This window comes from Pseudarthrobacter sp. NKDBFgelt (genome assembly GCF_046097905.1).
Taxonomy (GTDB): domain Bacteria; phylum Actinomycetota; class Actinomycetes; order Actinomycetales; family Micrococcaceae; genus Arthrobacter; species Arthrobacter polychromogenes.
The window spans coordinates 19,613-39,114 of sequence record NZ_JBJURL010000023.1; the positions used below are offsets into that span (position 1 = coordinate 19,613).

Annotated in this window: 18 protein-coding genes; 4 read left to right on the forward strand and 14 right to left on the reverse strand. The window is 67.1% G+C overall.

The annotated features are described in order from the left end of the window. Nucleotides 1-103: 103 nt before the first annotated feature. Nucleotides 104-1,021 carry a LysR family transcriptional regulator gene (locus ACKAE7_RS08365; protein ID WP_188808731.1) on the forward strand — a complete coding sequence of 306 codons (918 nt, stop codon included), beginning with the start codon at nucleotides 104-106 and terminating at the stop codon, nucleotides 1,019-1,021. Nucleotides 1,022-1,066: 45 nt separating this feature from the next. After that, nucleotides 1,067-1,573: a DUF2004 domain-containing protein gene (locus tag ACKAE7_RS08370; protein ID WP_188808730.1), complete on the forward strand. Its 507-nt coding sequence runs from the start codon at nucleotides 1,067-1,069 to the stop codon at nucleotides 1,571-1,573. Between the two features lie 123 nt (nucleotides 1,574-1,696). Here the strand turns inward: ACKAE7_RS08370 and metE are convergent, their stop codons facing one another. The 8 genes from metE to ACKAE7_RS08410 form a co-directional block, all read right to left on the reverse strand. Next, nucleotides 1,697-4,039: a 5-methyltetrahydropteroyltriglutamate--homocysteine S-methyltransferase gene (gene metE, locus ACKAE7_RS08375; protein WP_408978928.1), complete on the reverse strand. Its 2,343-nt coding sequence runs from the start codon at nucleotides 4,037-4,039 to the stop codon at nucleotides 1,697-1,699. Between the two features lie 66 nt (nucleotides 4,040-4,105). Next, nucleotides 4,106-5,068 carry a methylenetetrahydrofolate reductase gene (locus ACKAE7_RS08380; protein WP_408978929.1) on the reverse strand — a complete coding sequence of 321 codons (963 nt, stop codon included), beginning with the start codon at nucleotides 5,066-5,068 and terminating at the stop codon, nucleotides 4,106-4,108. A gap of 323 nt (nucleotides 5,069-5,391) precedes the next feature. Beyond that, the gene (locus ACKAE7_RS08385; protein ID WP_408978930.1) at nucleotides 5,392-6,147 is read right to left on the reverse strand and encodes a hypothetical protein; all 756 of its coding nucleotides are present in this window, start codon (nucleotides 6,145-6,147) and stop codon (nucleotides 5,392-5,394) included. After that, a complete protein-coding gene (locus ACKAE7_RS08390) occupies nucleotides 6,144-7,307 on the reverse strand; it encodes a VWA domain-containing protein (RefSeq protein WP_408978931.1) in 1,164 nt (387 codons plus the stop codon). Before ACKAE7_RS08390 ends, ACKAE7_RS08385 begins: the two co-directional genes overlap by 4 nt. Beyond that, complete coding sequence (locus ACKAE7_RS08395; RefSeq protein WP_408978932.1) at nucleotides 7,304-8,293, reverse strand: vWA domain-containing protein; 990 nt, start codon at nucleotides 8,291-8,293, stop codon at nucleotides 7,304-7,306. The genes ACKAE7_RS08390 and ACKAE7_RS08395 overlap by 4 nt, the downstream gene beginning before the upstream one ends. Beyond that, entirely contained in the window at nucleotides 8,284-8,754 is a 471-nt protein-coding gene (locus ACKAE7_RS08400) for a hypothetical protein (RefSeq protein ID WP_408978933.1), read from the reverse strand. The genes ACKAE7_RS08395 and ACKAE7_RS08400 overlap by 10 nt, the downstream gene beginning before the upstream one ends. Next, nucleotides 8,744-9,643: a DUF58 domain-containing protein gene (locus tag ACKAE7_RS08405; RefSeq protein ID WP_408978934.1), complete on the reverse strand. Its 900-nt coding sequence runs from the start codon at nucleotides 9,641-9,643 to the stop codon at nucleotides 8,744-8,746. Before ACKAE7_RS08405 ends, ACKAE7_RS08400 begins: the two co-directional genes overlap by 11 nt. Nucleotides 9,644-9,650: 7 nt before the next feature. Continuing rightward, the gene (locus ACKAE7_RS08410; RefSeq protein ID WP_188808723.1) at nucleotides 9,651-10,658 is read right to left on the reverse strand and encodes a MoxR family ATPase; all 1,008 of its coding nucleotides are present in this window, start codon (nucleotides 10,656-10,658) and stop codon (nucleotides 9,651-9,653) included. Nucleotides 10,659-10,798: 140 nt separating this feature from the next. Between ACKAE7_RS08410 and ACKAE7_RS08415 the strand changes: the two genes are divergently transcribed. Beyond that, nucleotides 10,799-11,002, forward strand: a complete 204-nt coding sequence (locus ACKAE7_RS08415; protein WP_188808722.1) for a hypothetical protein — start codon at nucleotides 10,799-10,801, stop codon at nucleotides 11,000-11,002. A 42-nt stretch (nucleotides 11,003-11,044) separates the two neighbouring features. On the opposite strand, the gene ACKAE7_RS08420 is transcribed toward ACKAE7_RS08415, so the two are convergent. The 6 genes from ACKAE7_RS08420 to ACKAE7_RS08445 all read right to left on the reverse strand — a co-directional run bounded on the left by ACKAE7_RS08420 (nucleotide 11,045) and on the right by ACKAE7_RS08445 (nucleotide 18,093). Further along, the gene (locus ACKAE7_RS08420) at nucleotides 11,045-11,920 is read right to left on the reverse strand and encodes a carbohydrate ABC transporter permease (protein ID WP_188808721.1); all 876 of its coding nucleotides are present in this window, start codon (nucleotides 11,918-11,920) and stop codon (nucleotides 11,045-11,047) included. After that, a complete protein-coding gene (locus ACKAE7_RS08425) occupies nucleotides 11,917-12,798 on the reverse strand; it encodes a carbohydrate ABC transporter permease (protein ID WP_188808720.1) in 882 nt (293 codons plus the stop codon). Before ACKAE7_RS08425 ends, ACKAE7_RS08420 begins: the two co-directional genes overlap by 4 nt. Nucleotides 12,799-12,801: 3 nt before the next feature. Further along, on the reverse strand, nucleotides 12,802-14,154 hold the full coding sequence (locus ACKAE7_RS08430; RefSeq protein WP_188808719.1) for an extracellular solute-binding protein: 1,353 nt from the start codon (nucleotides 14,152-14,154) through the stop codon (nucleotides 12,802-12,804). 117 nt (nucleotides 14,155-14,271) lie between these two features. Beyond that, the gene (locus ACKAE7_RS08435; RefSeq protein ID WP_188809041.1) at nucleotides 14,272-15,474 is read right to left on the reverse strand and encodes an ROK family transcriptional regulator; all 1,203 of its coding nucleotides are present in this window, start codon (nucleotides 15,472-15,474) and stop codon (nucleotides 14,272-14,274) included. Nucleotides 15,475-15,706: 232 nt separating this feature from the next. Continuing rightward, a complete protein-coding gene (locus ACKAE7_RS08440; protein ID WP_190612266.1) occupies nucleotides 15,707-16,930 on the reverse strand; it encodes a methyltransferase in 1,224 nt (407 codons plus the stop codon). Nucleotides 16,931-17,010: 80 nt separating this feature from the next. Further along, nucleotides 17,011-18,093, reverse strand: coding sequence for an FAD-dependent oxidoreductase (locus ACKAE7_RS08445; RefSeq protein ID WP_408978935.1), 1,083 nt, complete (start codon nucleotides 18,091-18,093; stop codon nucleotides 17,011-17,013). Nucleotides 18,094-18,159: 66 nt separating this feature from the next. Here ACKAE7_RS08445 and ACKAE7_RS08450 point away from each other — a divergent pair, with 66 nt between their 5' ends. Continuing rightward, on the forward strand, nucleotides 18,160-19,482 hold the full coding sequence (locus tag ACKAE7_RS08450) for a class I SAM-dependent methyltransferase (protein WP_190612260.1): 1,323 nt from the start codon (nucleotides 18,160-18,162) through the stop codon (nucleotides 19,480-19,482). Nucleotides 19,483-19,502 lie beyond the last annotated feature (20 nt).

Consider the following 19,502-nt stretch of genomic DNA (forward strand, 5'->3'; position numbering starts at 1 on the left):
GACATTTGCCAATGCTAGAGGGCAATTCGGCACCACCGTGCCAGCGGATGGGTGCCGCGCCGGGCAACTTCTTCAGCGCCGGGCGGCGGAGTACTGTGGGCAGGTGGTAAACCCGGTACACCTGAAGACCCTCCTGGAGGTCAGCCGCCTCGGCTCCTTCGCGGCCGCGGCCGCCACGTTGGGCTATACGGCCTCAGCCGTCTCCCAACAGATGTCCGCCCTGGAACGGGACACCGGCGTCGTCCTGTTCCAGCGCTCGGCACGCAGCGTGGTGCCCACGGAAGCCGCCGTCGTTATGACCCGGCACGCCGCCAAGGTGCTGACGGACATCGAGGCGCTGATGGCTGCCGCCTCCAAAACCCAGGACTCGGCCAACCAGGAACTGCGGCTGGGGATCTTTCCCAGCCTGGCCACCTACGTCCTGCCGCGGATCCTGAAGAACCCGGCATGGAAGAACCTGGGAATCGACCTCAAAGTATCCGTCGCTGAACCCGGGCAGACCATCCAGGGGCTGCGCACCGGCGGCGAACTGGACCTCGCCGTGGTTTTCCAGGTGGGGCAGACCGGTTTCGCATGGCCCAACACCATCAACCGGCAATGGATCGGCGACGACGACTTCCGGGTGGTGCTGCCCGCCGGCTGGGGCTTCCGCAGTGACGCAAAGGTCGCCGCCGACCACCTCTCCGAAATGCCGTGGATCATGCACCATCCGGGAACCAGCGACGCCATGGTGATCGAGCGGCTCTTCGCCGGCTGCAACCTGCACCCGCGCGTGGTGGCCCACAGCGACGACTTCCACGCCAGCCTGGAGATGGCGGCCGCAGGACTGGGAGCGGCCCTGGTTCCGGAACTCGCGCTGCGAAACAAGCCGGCCGGTGTTGTGGTACTGGACGTTCCGGAGATCCGGCTGGCCAGGAACGTCTTTGCCCTCATTATCAATGACAGGAAAACGGCACGGGTCCAGCTCTTCGTGGACCTCCTGGCCGAGACGCTCGCAGGAATGCGAACGGCCGTGAATTAGGCCTGAATGCTGGAATGCGCCGCTGTTCGGGTCTATGTTGAAACTATGAGCAAGGTAGCGAGCCGGCACTTCGGAGAGATCGAACTCAACCACGGCAAGGATCACTTAGTGGCCGCGAAGCATGAGCTTCGCGGACATCCGCTGGAACTCGACCTCAACATCACGGCGCACGACCACTTCGATGAAGCCGCCCTCCGGAAAGTGGACTACCGCCTGCGGTTCCTGCCCGAACTCGTGGACGAGGTCCGGGACATGATCGCCGAGGAGCTGGAGCAGGAAGGCACCAGCCCCCAGGAATACCTGCACTTCCACTGCAACGCCCTCAAGGACGAACACCTGCAAAAAGTCTTCGGCGTCACCGACCGCAGCCAGCTCACCAACGACGTCTTCCTCAAAGCCCTGAAGCTGGGCCACGTGGGCATCTATCCCGGCCAGCCCGAGCGCTACTTCGTCCTGGACTTCACCCTGGGCGAGCACTTCACCGATGAGGTGCTGGTGGCCTCGGCCGACGAGGACGGCGTGGTGGACGACGAGATCGTCTGGGAGTCCTGAATCGAGTGCTCCGTACCTGCCGTTTTGAACGTCGATAACGGCAAGTACGGAGCAATGGATGGTTAAATGCCGACGGCGGCCGGTCACGCGGGCTTCCCACGTGACTGGCCGCCGTCGTACTTGTTACTTGGCTGCTTCCAGCAGGTTGGCGCGGACCGTCTGGGTTGCCTTGACCAGGTTCCGCAGGGAATCCTCGGTCTCGGCGTAGCCGCGGGTCTTCAGGCCGCAGTCCGGGTTCACCCACAGCTGGCGGGAGGGGACGTGCTTGACGGCGGTGGCCAGCAGTTCGGTCACCTCCGCCTCGCCCGGCACACGCGGTGAGTGGATGTCGTAGACGCCCGGGCCAACGCCGCGGCCGAAGCCGTGGGACTCGAGGTCGTGGACAACCTCCATGCGGGACCGGGCGGCCTCGATGGACGTGACGTCCGCATCCAGTCCGTCGATCGCGTCGATGATCACGCCGAACTCGGAGTAGCACAGGTGGGTGTGGATCTGGGTGGCGTCGGCAGCACCGGCGGTAGCCAGGCGGAAGGAGTCCACGGACCACTTCAGGTAGTCGGCGTGGTCGGCCTTCCTCAGCGGAAGGAGTTCGCGCAGCGCGGGCTCGTCCACCTGGATGACCTTGATGCCGGCAGCTTCGAGGTCTGCGATTTCGTCCCGCAGGGCCAGGCCAACCTGGTTGGCGGTCTCGCCCAGGGGCTGGTCGTCGCGGACGAAGGACCAGGCCAGGATGGTGACCGGACCGGTGAGCATGCCCTTCATCGGCTTGCTGGTCAGGGACTGCGCGTACTTTGCCCACTCAACCGTGATGGGAGCACTGCGGGTGACGTCGCCCCACAGGATGGACGGACGGGTGCAGCGTGAGCCGTAGGACTGGACCCAGCCGTGGACAGTGACGTCGAAGCCCTCCAGGTTCTCGGCGAAGTACTGGACCATGTCGTTGCGCTCGGGCTCGCCATGCACCAGGACGTCGTAGCCAAGCTCTTCCTGCAGCTCGACAACGCGCTTGATCTCGTCCTTCATCAGCTTTTCATACTGCTCGTCGGTGAGGTCCCCCTTGTTGTTGCGGGCCCGCGCCGAACGGATCTCGGAGGTCTGCGGGAAGGAGCCGATGGTGGTGGTGGGCAGCGGCGGCAGGTGCAGCGCCTCTTCCTGGGCGGCTTGGCGGACTTCGTAGGCCGAGCGGGTGAAGTCGGCTGCGGTCAGCGCTTCGGTGCGTGCACCGACGTCGGAGCGGCGCACGCCTTCTGCGGAGGCCCGGGAGGCGATCACGGCCGTTGCCTCGTCGATGGCCGCCTGGGCGGAGGCGGGATCGGCCAGGTAGGACGCGAGGGTCTTCACCTCGGCGGCCTTCTGATCCGAGAACGCCAGCCAGCTGCGGAGCTGCTCGGAGAGCTGGGATTCCTCGGCAACATCATGCGGGACGTGCTGGGTGGAGGTGGAGGTGGAGACGGCAACCCTGCCCGCCGCCGCCTTCAGTGCATCCAGTTTGGCTGCGGACGCGGCAAGGTCGTTGCGCCAGATGTTGTGGCCGTCCACGACGCCGGCAACCAGGGTCTTGTCGCCCAGGCCGGCGAGTGCCGCGGCGGAGGGAACAGCGCCCTTGAAGACATCGATGTGGAGCGCGTCGATGTTGGTGGCGGCGAGGGTGCCGAGCTGGCCGTCCAGTGAGCCGTACGGTGTTGAGACGAGGATCTGCGGGCGGTTGGCCGCTGAGGAGAGGACCTCGTAGGCGCGGGCCACGGCGGCCTCGACCTCGCCGGCCGGGGTGTCCTGGTCCACCACCAGGGCGGGCTCGTCGAGCTGGACCCAGCTGGCGCCCGCGGCGGAGAGCTTCTCCAGGAGCTGGATGTAGACGGGCAGGATGTCCTCGAGGCGGGACAGCGGCGCGAACCCGGCGGGGGCGCCGTCGGACGCCTTGGACAGGAGCAGGTAGGTGACAGGACCCACGATGTAGGGGCGGGTCTCGATGCCGTTGGCCAGTGCGAAGGCGAACTCGTCAACCTTGGCGGTGGAGGCGAGGGTGAACTCGGATTCCGGGCCGATCTCCGGGACCAGGTAGTGGTAGTTGGTGTCGAACCACTTGGTCATTTCGAGGGGCTGCTGGTCCTTTGTGCCGCGGGCAAGGGTGAAGTAGCCGTCGATGTCCAGCTGTCCCTGGCCGTTGAGGAGCTTGCCGAACCGGGCGGGCACGGCGCCGAGGTGGGCGGTGGTGTCCAGGACCTGGTCGTAGTAGGAGAAAGTGCCCGGCACTGCGGCCGGTTCGGTGAGCCCGAGCTCTCGCAAGCGGTTGGCGATGCTCAGCTGGATGTCCTTGGCGGCAGCGTCCAGGGCGGCGGCGTCGATCTTTCCTGCCCAGTAGGCTTCGACGGCCTTCTTAAGCTCGCGGCGGCGGCCGATACGCGGGTAGCCCAGGAGGGACGCGGCGGGGAACGGAGTGTGGTTGGGCGTGGTGTTTTTAGACATGGGAAATCCTAAGGGTTGGGTACAGGTCCGCCGTGGGCGGAAAGATTCAGTGCAGGAAGGGGTGCGTCAGCTGGCGAGCTGGCGGGCAGCTGCGTCCGGGCGGATGCCCGAATGGGTGCGCCGCGGAAGGGCCAGCTTGTCCAGCAACTCCAGGGCACTCTGGTGCTCATTAAAGGTGTAGATGTGGATGCCGGGCGCGCCGGCCTGCAGGGCTGCGTTGGCAAGGTCCACCGTGGCATCGACACCAATGCGGAGGCGTTCGACGTCATTGTCCGCTGAGGCCAGGCGTTCCAGCAGCTCGGGAGCGGGCTCCACGCCGGTCAGTTCGCCGAGGCGCCTGACGCGCCGGAGACTGGTGAGGGGCATAACTCCAGGGATGATCGGGATGGTGACCCCTGCACGGCGTGCCCTGGTGAGGAGGTCCGCGTACTGGTCGGTGTGGAAGAAGACCTGTGTGATGGCGAAGTCCGCGCCGGAACGCTGCTTGGCCAGCAGCACCTCGACGTCGTGCTCCTCGCTGGGCGACTCAGGGTGGCGCGTGGGATACGCCGCCACGCCTACCGCGATCTTTCCGGCGCAGAGCAATGCCGAACGGCGCTGCTCAACGCGGCGGATCAGCTCGATCAGGTCCTGGGCGTACCGGAGCGAACCGGAAACCGGCGCCGCGCCGTCCTTGGGCAGGTCGCCGCGGAGCGCCAGGATCCCACGCACCCCGGTGTCCAGCAGTTCACCGATGATTCCCGCCAGTTCCTGGGGCGTGTTGCCCACGCAAGTCAGGTGCGCCAGCGGCCGGAGGGTGGTTTCCAGCAGGAGCCGGTTGATGAGTTCGACGGCGGTGTCCCGGTTTGAGCCGCTGGCACCATAGGTAACGGAGACGTAGTCCGGTGCGGTGGTTTCGAGTTCCCGGATGGTGGTCCAGAGGGTTTCCGCGGCTGCCGGCGAACGGGGCGGGAACAGCTCGTAGGAGAGCGCCACCGGAGCGGTGTCGGAGAGATTCGGGTGTGCGTCAATAAGGCTTGGTGGAGACATTTGCATCCTTGGCTTTGGGCCATTGGGGGCTGCCGTCGAATGCGACGGCGGACCGGCAATGAATTTGAGTTTGGGGAACACAGAAGAACTCCACAGGACGCAGCCGCGACTGTTACGCCTGGATTGAAGTTCTCCGTGAGCAAATGTCAGGCCCACATGGGGGCACCCACACCCTCCAGAAGGAGGATCGCTGACACGTTACCTCGGTAACTTGTATAAGACTCTATGAGGGGCAGGTGCCGCTTTCAAGTTGACTCCCGAATTAAGACGCAGTTTTACGGCTTGCAGCTCGTCCCCACGGAATTTTGTTTCGCGCCTGTGCCCTACCACGGCCTGCTGGTACCGGCAGAGTCCCCTGAGTCGTCCAGGTAGTCCTCCCTTTCGCGGCCGCTGTTGCGCTCACGCTGGGCCTGCCGGGCACTGTCCTCAAGTTGTTCAAGCTTGCTCTGCTGCGCGGATTCCTGACTGTCCTCCCCTGGGCCTTCCTCCTGCCCGGTTTGCGGGGCCGGATCCGGGTCCTGGCGGGTGTCAGCGAGTTTCTCCTGCAACCGCACTTCCGCTCCGGCCAGCCTGTCCCCCGTATCCGCCGGAAGGTGTTCGGAAAAACAGTCGTCCGGCGCCGCCGCGACGGCGGCGAGCGCTTCCTCGAACAAGACGGCGGCCGCTGCCGGGTCCCCCGCACCGAGCTTTTCGTCGCCCAGCCGCTCAATGGCCAGGACGAGGTTCACCCTGATGACACAGGCCTCGGCTGATCCGGATTGCCGTGGAGGGACGAGGCCAAGCGCTTCCTCGAACCGGAGCCGGGCGGCTGCGAAATCCCCTGCAAGGACGTCGGCGTCCCCGGCTGCGAGGGGCGCTTTGTGCGGCTCGATGAGGTTCACGACGTGGAGTGCTTCCGCCGCGGACCGGACCGATGCGGCGTCGTTCGCTTCATAGGCGCCGGCAGCCCGTGCTCCCAACAGGCCAAGGCTCAGGAGTTTGGCCGCAACACACAGCATGAGGATCACGGGTATGGCCGACCAGGCCAGGAGGCGCCGCCTTGACGTCCGCCGGTCCATGCCATGCCTGGCGGACGTCACCGGATAACCCCCTTGCCAGCGCTGGATTTTTGGACGCCGGAGCGCCCGGCAGCATCCGGAGCGGTGCGTGCAGAAGCGGCGCGTGAAGGAGCTGTGTTTGAAGCAGGGCCTGCCGGGATCCTGCGAAGTTCCCGGAACTGGCGAAGGAGAAGAACCAGCTCCCCCAGGCCAAAGACGAAGGCTCCTGCCGCCGGTATCCAGTACAGCTCGGTCCGTGCGGCCAGGGAGCCGTCCTGGCCGGCGTTGGTGAGGGCGCCGGCGTCCAAGGCGGCGGGGCGGGCGTCCTGCAGCATCGGCGCGGCGGGGTCCCCGGCTGACCGGTGTACGTAGGGGACGCCCAGTTGCCCCGCGATCTGCTGGAGCCGGCCTTCATCAATCGTGGAAAGTGCATATCCGGAGCCATCACCGCTGCTGTCCCGGAGATAGGAGACGTCCCCACCTCCTGTGGAACCGTCGTCGTAATCCTCCCCGGTGTTCTCCCGCATCCTGCCGCCGCTGGCAGTGCCGTAGCCCAGCACCGCTCCCCCGGCCACGAGGCCGTCCTCAAGGTCCATCGGCGCCGGTGCTTTCGCGCTGGTCTGTTCGCCGTCGCCGAGGTAGAACACGAGCCGGGGCCGCCCGGGGTGGCTCTGCCGGGCAAGGGTAAGGCGTTCGGACAGCATCTGGCGGGCCGCCGTGATGCTGCTTCCCTTGGCATAGGCGGTCACCTGCGGCTCAAGGACGGACGTGATGGTGTCCAGCGCCAGCGTGTCGGTGGTCAGGGGCATCCGGACGTGGGCCGCGGTGTCGAAGGTGACGACGGAGAACCGGGCGCCGGGCAATTCTTCGGCGATGGCCGCGATGTCCTGCCGTACCCCCGCCATCCGTGGTTCCGCGTTGCCGTAGTCCTCCGCCACCATGCTGGTGGTGGTGTCCACCACGAAGAACACGTTCAGGTCGGCCGCGGCTGACTGGACCTTTCCTCCCGGAAGGCCTGGGCGCAGCGCAGCCCCCACAAGCAACAGGACCAGCATGGCGTGCCGGACCCCGGCGCGGCGGCCCGGCACGCCATGCTGATGCCGGCTGTTCCCCGGCCCGCGGAGCTGCCATCCCAGGACGGCCACGGCGGCAGCGGTGAGGGGAAGAAGCAGCCACCAGGGCAGCACCGGCTGGAGGGTCATGGCCGCAACCGCCAGCCGGCAACCGCGAGGACCAGTCCGGACAGGAGGGCAGCGGCCAGCGGAAGGCCCGGCTCATCGGAGACGACTGCCCGCGGGGCGCCGCTGAGCGCTGTTTTTTCTGTTTCCTCAACGCCCCCCACCACACCCGTTACGGCCTCGGGGTTGTCCAGAGCGTAGTAGGCCCCGCCGGTGGACTCTGCCGCGGCCCGCAGCTGCGCTCCCGGCTGGTCCGGGCCGGCGCCGTAGTCGAGGTCACCGGGATTGAGCGCGTAGACATGCACCGCCCTTTCCCGGGCCAGGGCCGCGGCTTCGCCAAGGGTCATGATGGGCTCCCCGGAGAGGAAGTTGTCCGTCGCCAGGACCACGGACCGCGAGCGCTGCGGCTGGCCGGCGGTGCGGGGGAAGCTGTTGAGGCAGGACGCCAGGCCGTCCCCGATCAGGGAGGAGCCCCGGCCGCTCCACGTTCCGTCCAGGAATCCGGAACTGCCGGGCTTGCCGTCGAACGCGTCCCGGGCCAGCTCCAACTGCTCCCGGGCGTAGTGGTAGTCGTCGGTCAGCGGAAATACCTGGATGGCCGTGCTGTCAAAGATGGTGAGGCCGATCCGTTCTCCATCGAACTCCGCAGCGAGTGTGGCGAAGACGTCCACCACCGCGGCGTCGGCGCTGCTCATGGAACCCGAGGTGTCCAAACACAGCATGATGTCCCGGTTGTGCTGTTCGGGCCGCGTGGTTGTCACTCCGGCGGGCCGGGCTGCTGCCACCGCCGTGGAGGCGAGCAGCGCGGCGCAGGCGATCAGGGCGACCGCAAGCCAGCGGCGGTGCCGCCGCAGGGCCGCCTGGTATTCCGGGAGGAGGGTGAGCCGGTCCGCATGCGCCACCGGCCGTCGTCGTGCGTTGGCTGTGCTGTCCGTCCGTTTGGCTGCCCACCAGGCTGCGCCTGCCGCCACCGCGGCGAGGGGAAGCAGCCACCACCACATCAATTCCATGCCTGCACCGCCCTTCGGGCTGCGGCAGCGGACGAGGCTACGGAAGGAACGGGGTCGGGGCCGAACGCGGCCGGGTACAGGGCTCCGACGGCGGCCGCAGCCGCGGGAAGGGGATGCCTGGCCAGGTCCGCCTGCGTCATGCGGGGCGCGTCCACTCCGGTGGCGTCGCGGACGAACTTCCTCAACAGGAGGCTGATTTCCTGGTGGGAGTCGCGGGCGCTCCGCGTTCCGGCGGCGGCGTCCCGTTCCACATCATCGATCCGCTGCAGGTACGCGGCCTTGAGTGCTGCCAGGTCCGTCAGCTGGGCAGGACGCTGCATGCCGTGCGCCTCCAGCGGCCTGCGCGTGGCTGCCAGCACAAAGACATACCAGGCGGCCACCAGGACCAGCAGCGCCACGCCGGCCCACATCCATTCCGGGCCATACTGCAGGGGGCCGTAGAACCCGGAGTCAGCCTGCACGGCGGCGCCTTTCCAGGAGAGCGAACAGCGCGGTGACCACGTCCCGGCTGCCCGCCACCTCGCCCTCCGTGATGCCGGCCTGGCGCAGCATGGCTTTCCGGCCGGCGTCGCGAGCGGCGACGGCGGTGGCATAGGCAGAGGCGACAGCCGGGTCCCTGGCAAGGTGTGCAAGAAGCGGGTAGGAGCCGGAGACGCTGTAGGAGTCCGGAACCTGGTCCGGCGGCAGGAGGGGTGCGCCCGGGACCAGTCCGGCGTCCCTGACCGTAAGCCAGAGGATCTCGTGCTGGGCCTGAAGGCGGCGCAGCAGCTGGCTGGTGGCCGGGCTCGCCGCCACCTCATCGGCGACGACGAACAGCAGGTTGCGGCCTTTGATGGTCCGCGCCACGTGCTCCAGCTGGTCCTCGATCCTGCTGGGCGCGGCGTCCAGTGTTGCCGCAGAATCCACCCGCCGGAGAAGCCGTTCCAGGTGGGCCTCGCCTCCCTTGGCCGGCAACGCGGTCGCGCCCCCTGAATCGCCGGCCACCAGTCCCACCACGTCGCCGTGACGGTGGGCAAGGTACCCCATGACGCCCAGTGCCATCACCGCGATGTCCTTTTTCGTTTCCCCGCCGCGGGCCGCCGCGGCCATGTTGCGGCCGGTGTCGGTGACAAGGATGACTGTCTGCCGGCGGACCGCCACGTACCTCCTGATCAGCGGTGAACCGTGCCGTGCCGATGCCTTCCAGTCGATGTCGCGGACCTCGTCCCCCGGGATGTAGGCGCGGAGGTCATCGAAGTCCAGGCTGCGGCCGCGGAACACCGAGCCGTATTCGCCGTCAAGCATGCCGCGGGCTTTGCGGTGGGCGAAGATGGCCATATCCGACTTCACCCGCTGGAGGAGGCTGGTCACCCGGGCCTCAGGGGGTCTGGACGGCAGCGACGACGGCGTCGATCACCGTTTCCACCCGCACCTGTTCCGCCACTGCGTCGAAGTTCAGGATCAGGCGGTGGCGCAGTACCCGGTGGGCCAGCGTTTTGACGTCCTCGGGAATGACGTGGTCCCTGCCGTTCAGCAGTGCCACTGCACGGGCGGCCTGGCTAAAGGCAATACTGGCCCGGGGGCTCGCGCCGAACTCGATGAAGCCGGCCAGCCGGGAGTCGATGTACTGGTGGGCGTTCCTGGTGACGAAGACCAGGCCCACGATGTAGTTGATGACGGCGGGATCGATGTAAACACGCCGGACCAGTTCCTGGGCGGCGGTGACGGCCTCCAGGGAGGCGGCGGCGGCGGGCACCTGCTCCGGCGTGTACACCCCGGCATCGATGCGCCGGATGATCTCGGCTTCCTCCGCGGGGGACGGATAGTCCAGCACGTCCTTGAGCATGAAACGGTCCATCTGGGCTTCCGGCAGCTGGTAGGTGCCCTCCTGCTCGATGGGGTTCTGGGTGGCCAGGACCAGGAAGGGCGAGGGCAGCGGGTACTCCTGGCCGCCGATGGAGGTCTGGCGTTCCTGCATTGCCTCAAGCATGGCGCTCTGCGTTTTGGCGCTGGAACGGTTGATTTCGTCGAGGAGCACAATGTTGGCGTGGACCGGTCCCAGCTGCGTGACGAAGGTGCCGTTGACGGCGTCGTAGATCTGGGTACCCACAATGTCGCTGGGCAGCAGGTCCGGGGTGCACTGGATCCGCCGGAAATCGGCGCTCACTGCGTCTGCAACGGCCTGGGCGGCCGTGGTCTTGGCAAGGCCCGGGACGCTTTCCAGGAGGATATGCCCGCCGGTCAGCAGCCCCACCAGCAGCGATTCACGCAGCCGGGCCTGCCCCACAACCTTAGCGTCAAAGCTGCCGGCAATCTTCGCCGCCACCTGCTGTGCCCGGGCCAGTTCCGAGGGTTCGATTCTCGCGGACGCACTGGTCGAAAGCACTGGATTTTCCCCCTGGTAACTGATCTGGGCGTGGCTGCCGGCCGGCTGCACTCCGCCCGCCATCCTATCCAAGACCGCCCCGGCATTTTGGACAATGGGGACCCCTCCCCATCAGCCGTTGCCAGGTCTATCCTTTTGGCATGAGCGAGCTTCCAGCCAGTTACAAGGAGTTTCTCGCCGACAAAAGCGAGATGTTCATCAGCACCGTCAAGCCCGTCCTGCAGCAGTCCGCGGCAGACAGGCTTCATGGAGTACGGGTCACGTACAACCCGGGTTCCACCGGCCACCAGGCCCACCTCGACGAGACCCTTCCGTTCGGTGTGGTCCTGGAGGACATCGACTGAAACCGTTCCTCCTGCCCGTCCGGCTGCGGCAGCAAAGCCCGTTCAGCCCCGCACCGCTCCGGACAGGGCAAAGGAACCGCTGCCGCCCCTCGCCACGATGACGTAGAGAACCAGCACCGGCAGCGAATACAGAATGGAGAATGCGGCCAGCTGGCCGTAGGCCACTGCACCATGCTGTCCGAAGAAACTGAAGATGGACACCGCCGCGGGCTGCCGTGCTTCCGAGAGGAGCAGCACGAATGGGACGAAGAAGTTTCCCCAGGCCTGGATGAACACAAAAATGAACACCACCCCCAGCCCCTGCTTCATCAGCGGCAGGACAATGGTCCGCAGTGCCGTCATCCGCGATGCGCCATCCACCCAGGCTGCTTCTTCCAGCGACACCGGCACGCCCTCCATGAAGTTCCGGGTCATCCAGATGGCCATGGGCAAGGTGGTGGTGGCCATAAAGAAGATGGTGGCAGTCATCGAGTCAAGCAATTCAAGCTGCACGAAGAGCCCATACACGGGGACCATGATCGCCGTGATGGGCAGGCAGGTCCCAAAGAGGACGGTGTACATGAAGCGCCGGTTGAACCTGGACCGGTAGCGGGACAGCGGGTAGGCCGCCAGTACAGCGGCCACAACGGTGACCGTCGCCGTCCCCCCGGACAGCAGCACACTGTTCCATAAGGGCCGGAGCAGCAACTCCGGCGTCAGCACTGCGGCGAAGTTGTCCAGGCCGGCCCGGTCCGGAAGCTTCAGCTCATGCCCGGCTTCGGCGTCCAGCGAAGCCAGGATGAGCCAGAGCAGGGGCAGCAGGAAGCAGGCGCCAATCAGCAGCAGCACCAGGTCAGCCGGGGTGCTGCCGGCCTGGCGCCGCCTGGGCGCGGCGGGCCGGAGCGGAAGGCTGCCCAGCGTCCTGGTGGGGGCGGTCATGGCCGCGGCTCCCGGAGCAGCCGCACGTACGCCAGCCCAAACGCGGCGCCGATCAGGATCAGCACCGAAGCCACGGCTGTCCCGTAGCCGATATCCCCGAACTTGAAGGCCTCCTGGTAGGCAAGGACAGGCAGGGTGGTGCTGGCGTTGGCGGGCCCGCCCGCCGTCATCACCCAGACGAGCGTAAAGACGGCGAGGGTCTGCAGCGTGATCAGCATCAGGTTGGTGGTGATGCTCCCCCGGATCATCGGCAGCGTAATGAACGCGAACCGCTGCCAGCCGTGGGCTCCATCCATCTGGGCCGCCTCGGTCACCTCCGCCGGAACCTCATTCAATGCGGCCCGGTACACCAGCATGGAAAAGGCTGTCCCCCGCCACACGTTGGCGAGCATCACGGCCACCATGGGAAAGGCGTACAGCCACTCCTGCCGGACAAGTCCCAGGCCGCCCAGTAGCTGGTTCAGGGTCCCGTCCCCGCTGAAGTACGCATAGGCGGCGAAGGCGGCCACGATTTCCGGCAGCACCCAGGCGGCCACCACGGTGGTGCCGACGACGGCGGACACCAGCGGCCGTGCCCGCCGCATCAGCACGGCCAGCGCGAGGCCCAGCAGGTTCTGCCCCAGTACCGCCGAACCCGCCACGAACACCACCGTGAGGAGGACGGAGAGCGGAAACACCGGGTCCGCCAGCAGCCGCTGGTAGTTCTCCAGCCCCACCCATGAGGGATTGCGGGCACTGCGGCCGGTGAGGCCGGCGTCCGTGAGGGATGCGTGGAAGGCCCAGAGCACGGGGCCCGCCAGGAAGACAAGGAGGAGCAGGACAGCAGGAAGGACCGGAAGGTAACGGAGCAGTTGCCGTGCCGTGGCTGGAGACCGCACCCGCTACTTCCGGACGGTCTTGGCGGCACCCACGATGTCCGCCACGGCGGCGTCATAGTCCGCAGCCGCTTCCTGGGGCGACCTGGTGCCGGTGATGACGGCCTCGGTGGCTTCCTGAACAGCCGCGGAAATACGGGGGTAGTCGGCAGTTGCAGGGCGGTACTTCGTCACCGAAACGAGGGCGGAAACATCCCTGACGAACGGGTTGGCGTCAAGGTACCCGGGGTCGGCGGCCACGTCTTTCCGGACGGCAATCTGCGAGCTTTCCACGGTGAAGCTGAGGGAGTTCTGTTCGTTGAGCGCAGTGGTCAGGAAGCTGAACGCCAGCTCAGGCTCCTTGGTCTCCGCCCCGAGCGCCAGCGTCCAGCCGCCGGACATGCTCACAGCCCCCGGTGCCTGGCCGTCCTGGGTGGGGAAGGGGGCAACGCCCATCTCCTGTTCGTAGCCCGGCCACTCATAGCTCCCGCCATCCTGCCAGAACGACGGCGCGTAGGACCCTTCAACGGTGGCGCCCATCTTTGCGTTGGGCAGCCACTCCCCGAACACTTTCTTCCACACGTTGGCATCGAGGGCCTCGGCTGGTGAAACGGCCAGCTGTTCGTCATAAAGGGTCTTGAGGAAGGCCAGCGAGTCCTGGAAGCCGGCCGAGCCCACCACCCATTTCCCGGTCTCTTCGTCATAGAGCGAGGATCCCGTGCCGTAGAGCAGCTCGTAGAAGCTCTGCATGACGGTTCCCTCGCCGGTTCCCTTGCCTGCGTACATGTTGAACGGGACAACGGTGGGGTCGTTGGCCTTGATCTTCCGTGCCGTGTCCAGGATGTCCTGCCAGCTGCGCGGCTCCCAGGGAAGGGTGACCCCGGCAGCTTCCAGGACTTTCCGGTTGTACCAGATGGCGCGGGTGTCGGTGCCAAGGGGCACTGCGTACGTCCCGCCGTCGTCCGCACGCCCTGCCGCCTTGGCGCCGTCGTCGAACGTGTCCCATTCCTCCCAGCCCTCCAGGTAGCTGTCCAGTTTCAGGAGGTAGCCGGCGTCCACGTCGGAGCGGACCTTGAACGTGTCCTCGTAGAAAACGTCGGGCGCCGTGGATGGCGAGCGCAGCGCGAGGGCCAGTTTTGTCCCGTAGTCGTCGTCGTTGGCCTGGATGGGCTGCAGTTCAACGGTCACTCCCTGGTTAGCCGCCTCAAACTCCTGTTTGGCGGCCTGGAGCATGGTGTCCAGGGCGGTGAAGGAGTCCGTTTTCTGATACGCAACTTTCAGGGTTTTGGACGAAGCGCCGGGATCGTCCGGGCTGCAGGCCGCCAGGGCTACCGTTGCCGCGGCAATCAGGGACATGGTCTTCAGGGCCCGGCGACGCATGGCGCTCCATTCGGTCGATGGCGGCGGCCCTGTTGTTGGCGGGCCCCAAACCGCACAGTATGCACATGCTAGATTGACGTCCTGCCGCAGGCAAGACGCTGCGAACAGCCCGCCGGGTCAGCTCTCGAGGAGGAGCCGCTGGGCCCGCGGGGCCAGCGTATGTTCCAGGACCAGGGAAGCCGCCCCGATGGCGCCGACGTCGTCCCCCACCCCGGTGCCCACAACCTCGATGGGATGGATGAGCCGGGTGTCGCTGTGGGCGTCCAGCAGCGCCGGGATCTTCTCGAGGTATCGGTCCGCCAGGCGGCTCCAGAACGGCCCACCGAACACCACCCGTTCAACGTCCAGCGTGTTGGTCACCACGGCCACCGCCCGGGCCACGCGCACCGCGGACCGGTCGATGATGGCAAGGGCCTGCTCGTTGCCCTGGTCCGCGAGGTCGCACAACCGGGAAAAGCTCTGCTGGATTTCCGCTCCGCTGTTGCCTGAACGGGAGCCGTCCAGGATGCCGGCGTTTTCCGCTTCGGACACCAGCACCTGCGGGATGCAGGTGGATTTTACGCAGCCGCGCAGGCCGCAATCACAGGGGGCGCCGTCAGGATCCACAATGATGTGGCCGATCTCGCCGGCATTTCCGGAGGTTCCCCGGATCACCTCGTCATTGAGGACAATGCCGCAGCCTATGCCGGTGCCCATGTACATGAAGATGAAGCTGCCGGAGCCGCTGGGGCCGCCGGCCCAGGTTTCCGCTACGGCCGCGCTGGTGACGTCCTTGTCCACCAGGACCGAGTATCCGGTGGCTTCGGAAAGGGCGCTGCGCAGTTCCACCCTGTCCCAGCCGGGCAGCAGCGGCGGATCCACCACAGTGCCGTTGTCCAGGTCGATGGGGCCCGGTGCGGCCACTCCCAGGCCGGCGATCCGCTCCCGGTCCACGCCGGAATCCTCCACCAACTGGTCGATCTCGGCCGCGATGGTGGCGATGACCGCCGAGGGGTCGTTGCCGCCGGGGGTTTTGATCCGGGAATGCCGCACCACCGATCCCACCAGGTCCAGGACCACGAACGTGGTCACCGCGGGATCGAGGTGGACGCCGAGGGCGTACACACCGCCAGGGTTGAGCCGGAGGATGGTGCGCGGCTTGCCCGGGCCGCTGCCTTCCTTGCCGGCTTCCACGATCAGGTTCTGGTCCAGGAGGCGCCGTGAGATGTTGGAGATGGTCTGCGGCGACAGGCCCACAATCTGGGCAAGTTCCACGCGGCTGAGGCCGCCGGAGGACCTGCGGATGGCGTCCAGGATCACCGTGAGGTTGAAGTCCCCCATTTTGGGCAGGTTGGTTCCGCGCCTCGGAGAGGATTGGCGGATCTCAGTCACAGCGTCCCCTAAACGTCTTCGGCCACGTACATATGGTGATGCTTGAATCGTACGTTACGCGTGGTCAGAGACCCATAGGACGGCACGACGGCGCGGCGCGGCCCCGTGCGCGGGCCCGGCAGCGAAGGTGGCGCTGCCCGCCATGGAAGGTGGCGCTGCCCGACAGGCTGCGGGCCACGGCTCAGGCCCCTGCCTGGTCCGCGCTGCGGCGGGTGCTCAAGGTCACCGTGAACTTGGGGTTCCGGCCCTTCACCACGGTTGGCCCCACGTGCCGCTCAAGCGCCGGCAGGTAGGGCAGGTGGCGGTTGAAGACCGTCCACAGTTCTCCCTTCGGAGCGAGCACCCTGCCCGCGGCTTCAATCATTTTCAAACCTGCTCCTGCATGGACGCCCGCACCTACATGGAACGGCGGGTTGAGCAGGACCAGGTCCACGCTGCCGTCCGCCATGGTGCCGAGGGCGTCGTCCTGCAGGACCGTGATGCGCTCGGCCAGGCCGTTGGCCTGTGCCGTGGCCTGGGCGGAGGCCACGGCCGCGGCGGACTGGTCCGTGGCGGTCACCTGCGAACCGGGGTGCTGCCGGGCGTACATGGCGGCGAGGATTCCGGTGCCGCAGCCGAGGTCGACAGCGTGCCGGGCTGCCTTCATGGAGGGAAGGAACGTCAGCAGGAACCTGGTGCCAATATCCAGTTTGGTGCCTGCGAAGACGGCACCATGGGCGGCGACCTTGAGGTCCAGTTCAGCGAGGTGTTCGACGACGGGATAGCGTTCCTGCTCCCCGCTCCCCTGCGGCCCGCCCGCCAGGATCACGCGGGATTTCTGCCGGGCGAGCTGGGGCCGGACCGAGCGGAAGTGCCGTTCCAGCACCGAGTTCATGCCGAGGGACATGTGCTTAACCCGCCCGCCCGCGAGCAGCGTGACGTCAGGCGCGGCGTACCGGGCCACGGCGGCAGCAACTTCATCCAGTTCCGCCAGGGTCTTGGGCAGCTGCAAAAGCACCGTTTGGGCGCCGGCAAGGAGCTCAGGCCCGAGCGGCACCTGCGTGAAGCCGGGCTGGTTCCCGGCGCCGCCGTCGGGCATTCCTGCTGTAGCGTCCGGCACCTGGGCGGCGGTACGACGTGAGGCCGCGTTGGGACATGTGGCCGCGTTGAGCTGCAAAGCGCGCACTCCGGTGATCAGGTCCTGGTGTACGCGCACCGACGCCGGGCTGAGCGTGACCAGGGCACCGAGGGTCAGGGCACCGTACCGGTCCCCGATGACGGCAACCGTGCTTCCGCCGGAGACCAAGTCCGCAGCTGCCTCCAGCAGGAGCCGGTCCGTGGCGTCCCACGCCTGCAGGTTGGGCGCTTCCACATCCGGCCTCCGGCGAAGTGCGCTGAAGACGTCCTCAAGAGTGTCTGATGCCAAGTGTTCCTGCCGCTTCCGTTGTGCGTTAAGTGTGTGCGTTTTGCTGAGTGCGTGGACCGGGCACGGACCGTGCCCCGCCGTCAGCCCCAACTTACTGGTGTTGCCGCCGGACTGATCCCGGGGAGTTTCAGGATGGCCGCCACGGCGGCGCGTCCGGCTCTGTTGGCCCCGATTGTGGACGACGACGGCCCGTAACCTACCAAGTGGACGCGGGGTTCCGAGGCTACCCGGGTTCCTTCCATCACGATTCCGCCGCCGGGTCCCCTCAGGTGCAGCGGCGCGAGATGCTCCAGCTCCGCACGGAAACCGGTGGCCCACAGGATCGCGCCTGCCGGCTGGAAACCTCCGTCCGCGAGCCTGACGCCGCCGGGCTCTATGGAGGTGAACATCGGCTGCCGGTCCAGGGCGCCCCTGGCCGCCGCCGCCTTGAATGCCGGCGTCCAGATCAGGCCGGTCACCGACACCACGCTCTGCGGCGGCAGGCCCCTGCGGACCCGTTCCTCCACCAGGGCCACCGCGTGGTGTCCCGCCCTGGCGTCGAACTCCTCATCCCGCCACACCGGTTCCCGGCGGGTGAACCAGCTGGTGGTGGTGACGCGCGAGATTTCGTCAAGGAGGCCGACAGCCGAGATGCCGCCGCCCACCACAATCACGTGCTGTCCTTTGAACTCCTCCGCGGAGACGTAGTCCGCCACGTGGAGCTGGCGTTGGCGGAAGGTGGACTGCCCGGGGTAGGTAGGCCAGAACGGGCGGGTCCAGGTGCCGGTGGCGTTGATGACGGCCCCGGCTGTCCAGTCTCCGTCCGATGTGGCGATTCCCAGAAGGCCGGCAGGGTTTGCGTCCTCCCGGCTGACCGACCGGACCTTCACGGGCCGCCGGACGGACAGCCCCAGTTCCTCCTCGTAGTCACGGAAGTAGCGCGCCAGGAATTCCGAGCTGGGTTCCCGCGGATCCACGGCGGGCTTGGCGATCCCGGGAAGATCACTGATGCCGTTGACCGTTTCCATCCGCAGGCTCTTCCACCGGTGCCGCCACGCGCCGCCGGGACCATCCTCGGCGTCGAAAAGCACGTGGTCTACGCCACGGCGCTGAAGGTGGTAGGCAGCCGAGAGCCCGGCCTGGCCCGCGCCGATAACGACGACGTCGGCACGGGCGGAATTCACTCCCCCATGATAGTCGCGGGGCGTCTCCCGGCCTTAGTCTTGGCCCATGGAGACGGGAGGACCACCATGACCACAAGCAAAGGACATGCAGCGCGCCTGGCCCAGGCCCTGTCAGTTGTGCTGGACACCGAAGAGATACCGTTGCGCCTGCGGGCCTGGGACGGGTCAGAGGCAGGGCCGGAGGGTGCACCTGTCCTGGAGTTCCATTCCCGCCGGGCCCTCCGCCGGATCCTGTGGTCCCCGGGCCAGCTCGGCTTGAGCCGGGCCTACGTGGCGGGAGATATCGACTCCCCCGGGGACATCTTCGCTGCCTTCACTGCCTTGAGTTCAGCGGGGAAGTTCGCGGAGCCCGGCCCGTTCCGGCGGCCCACGGCCCGGGAAATGTGGACGCTGCTGCGCACGGCCGTCCGGCTGGGTGCGCTGGGCCCGAATCCGGCGCCGCCGCCAGAGGAGGCAAAGGTTGTAAAGAAGGGCCGGTTGCATTCGCGCCGGCGCGACTCGGCAGCCATTTCCCATCATTACGATGTGGGCAACGATTTCTACGCCCTGGTGCTGGGGCAGTCCATGGTCTACTCGTGCGCGGTCTGGCCGGACGGCAGCTACGGCACGGAATCCCCGGAGTCAGGCAACCTGCTCGCCGCAGGCCTGGACGAGGCCCAGGAGGAAAAACTGGACCTGGTGTGCCGGAAGCTGGGCCTGCGGCCGGGAATGCGGGTGCTGGACGTAGGCTGCGGGTGGGGAAGTTTCGCCCTCCATGCTGCCGGACAGTACGGCGCAACAGTGGTGGGCATCACCCTTTCCGCGGAGCAGGCAAACCTTGCACGCAAGCGGGCTGCCGAGGCCGGCCTGACGGAGCGGGTGGACATCCGGGTCCAGGACTACCGGGACATCGGGGACGGACCTTTCGATGCCATCAGCTCCATCGGGATGTCCGAACATGTGGGCAGGGAGCAGACGCCAGCCTACGCAACGGCCTTGTTCAGCCTGCTCCGGCCCGGCGGGCGGCTGCTGAACCATGCAATTTCCTGGAACGCCGGGCCCACCAAGCCGGATCCCGATTCGTTCATTCCCCGCTATGTGTTTCCGGACGGGGAGATGATCAGCCTTGGCGAGATGGTGTCCGCCCTGGAGGGCGCCGGATTCGAGGTCCTGGATGTGGAGGCGCTGCGGCGGCACTATGCGTTGACCCTCCGTGCCTGGGTCAGCAGGCTGGAGGCCAACTGGGACCACGCCGTGAAGCTGGCCAGCCTGGGCAGGGCGCGGGTGTGGCGGTTGTATATGGCTTCCAGCGCGCTTGGCTTTGAGAGCGGCCTGACGGGCGTCAACCAGCTCCTGGTTCAGCGGCCGGGCGGTGATGAGCCCCCGCTGAGGCGGACAGCCTGGCTCTGAAAGGGCTTCCGGCTTAACGC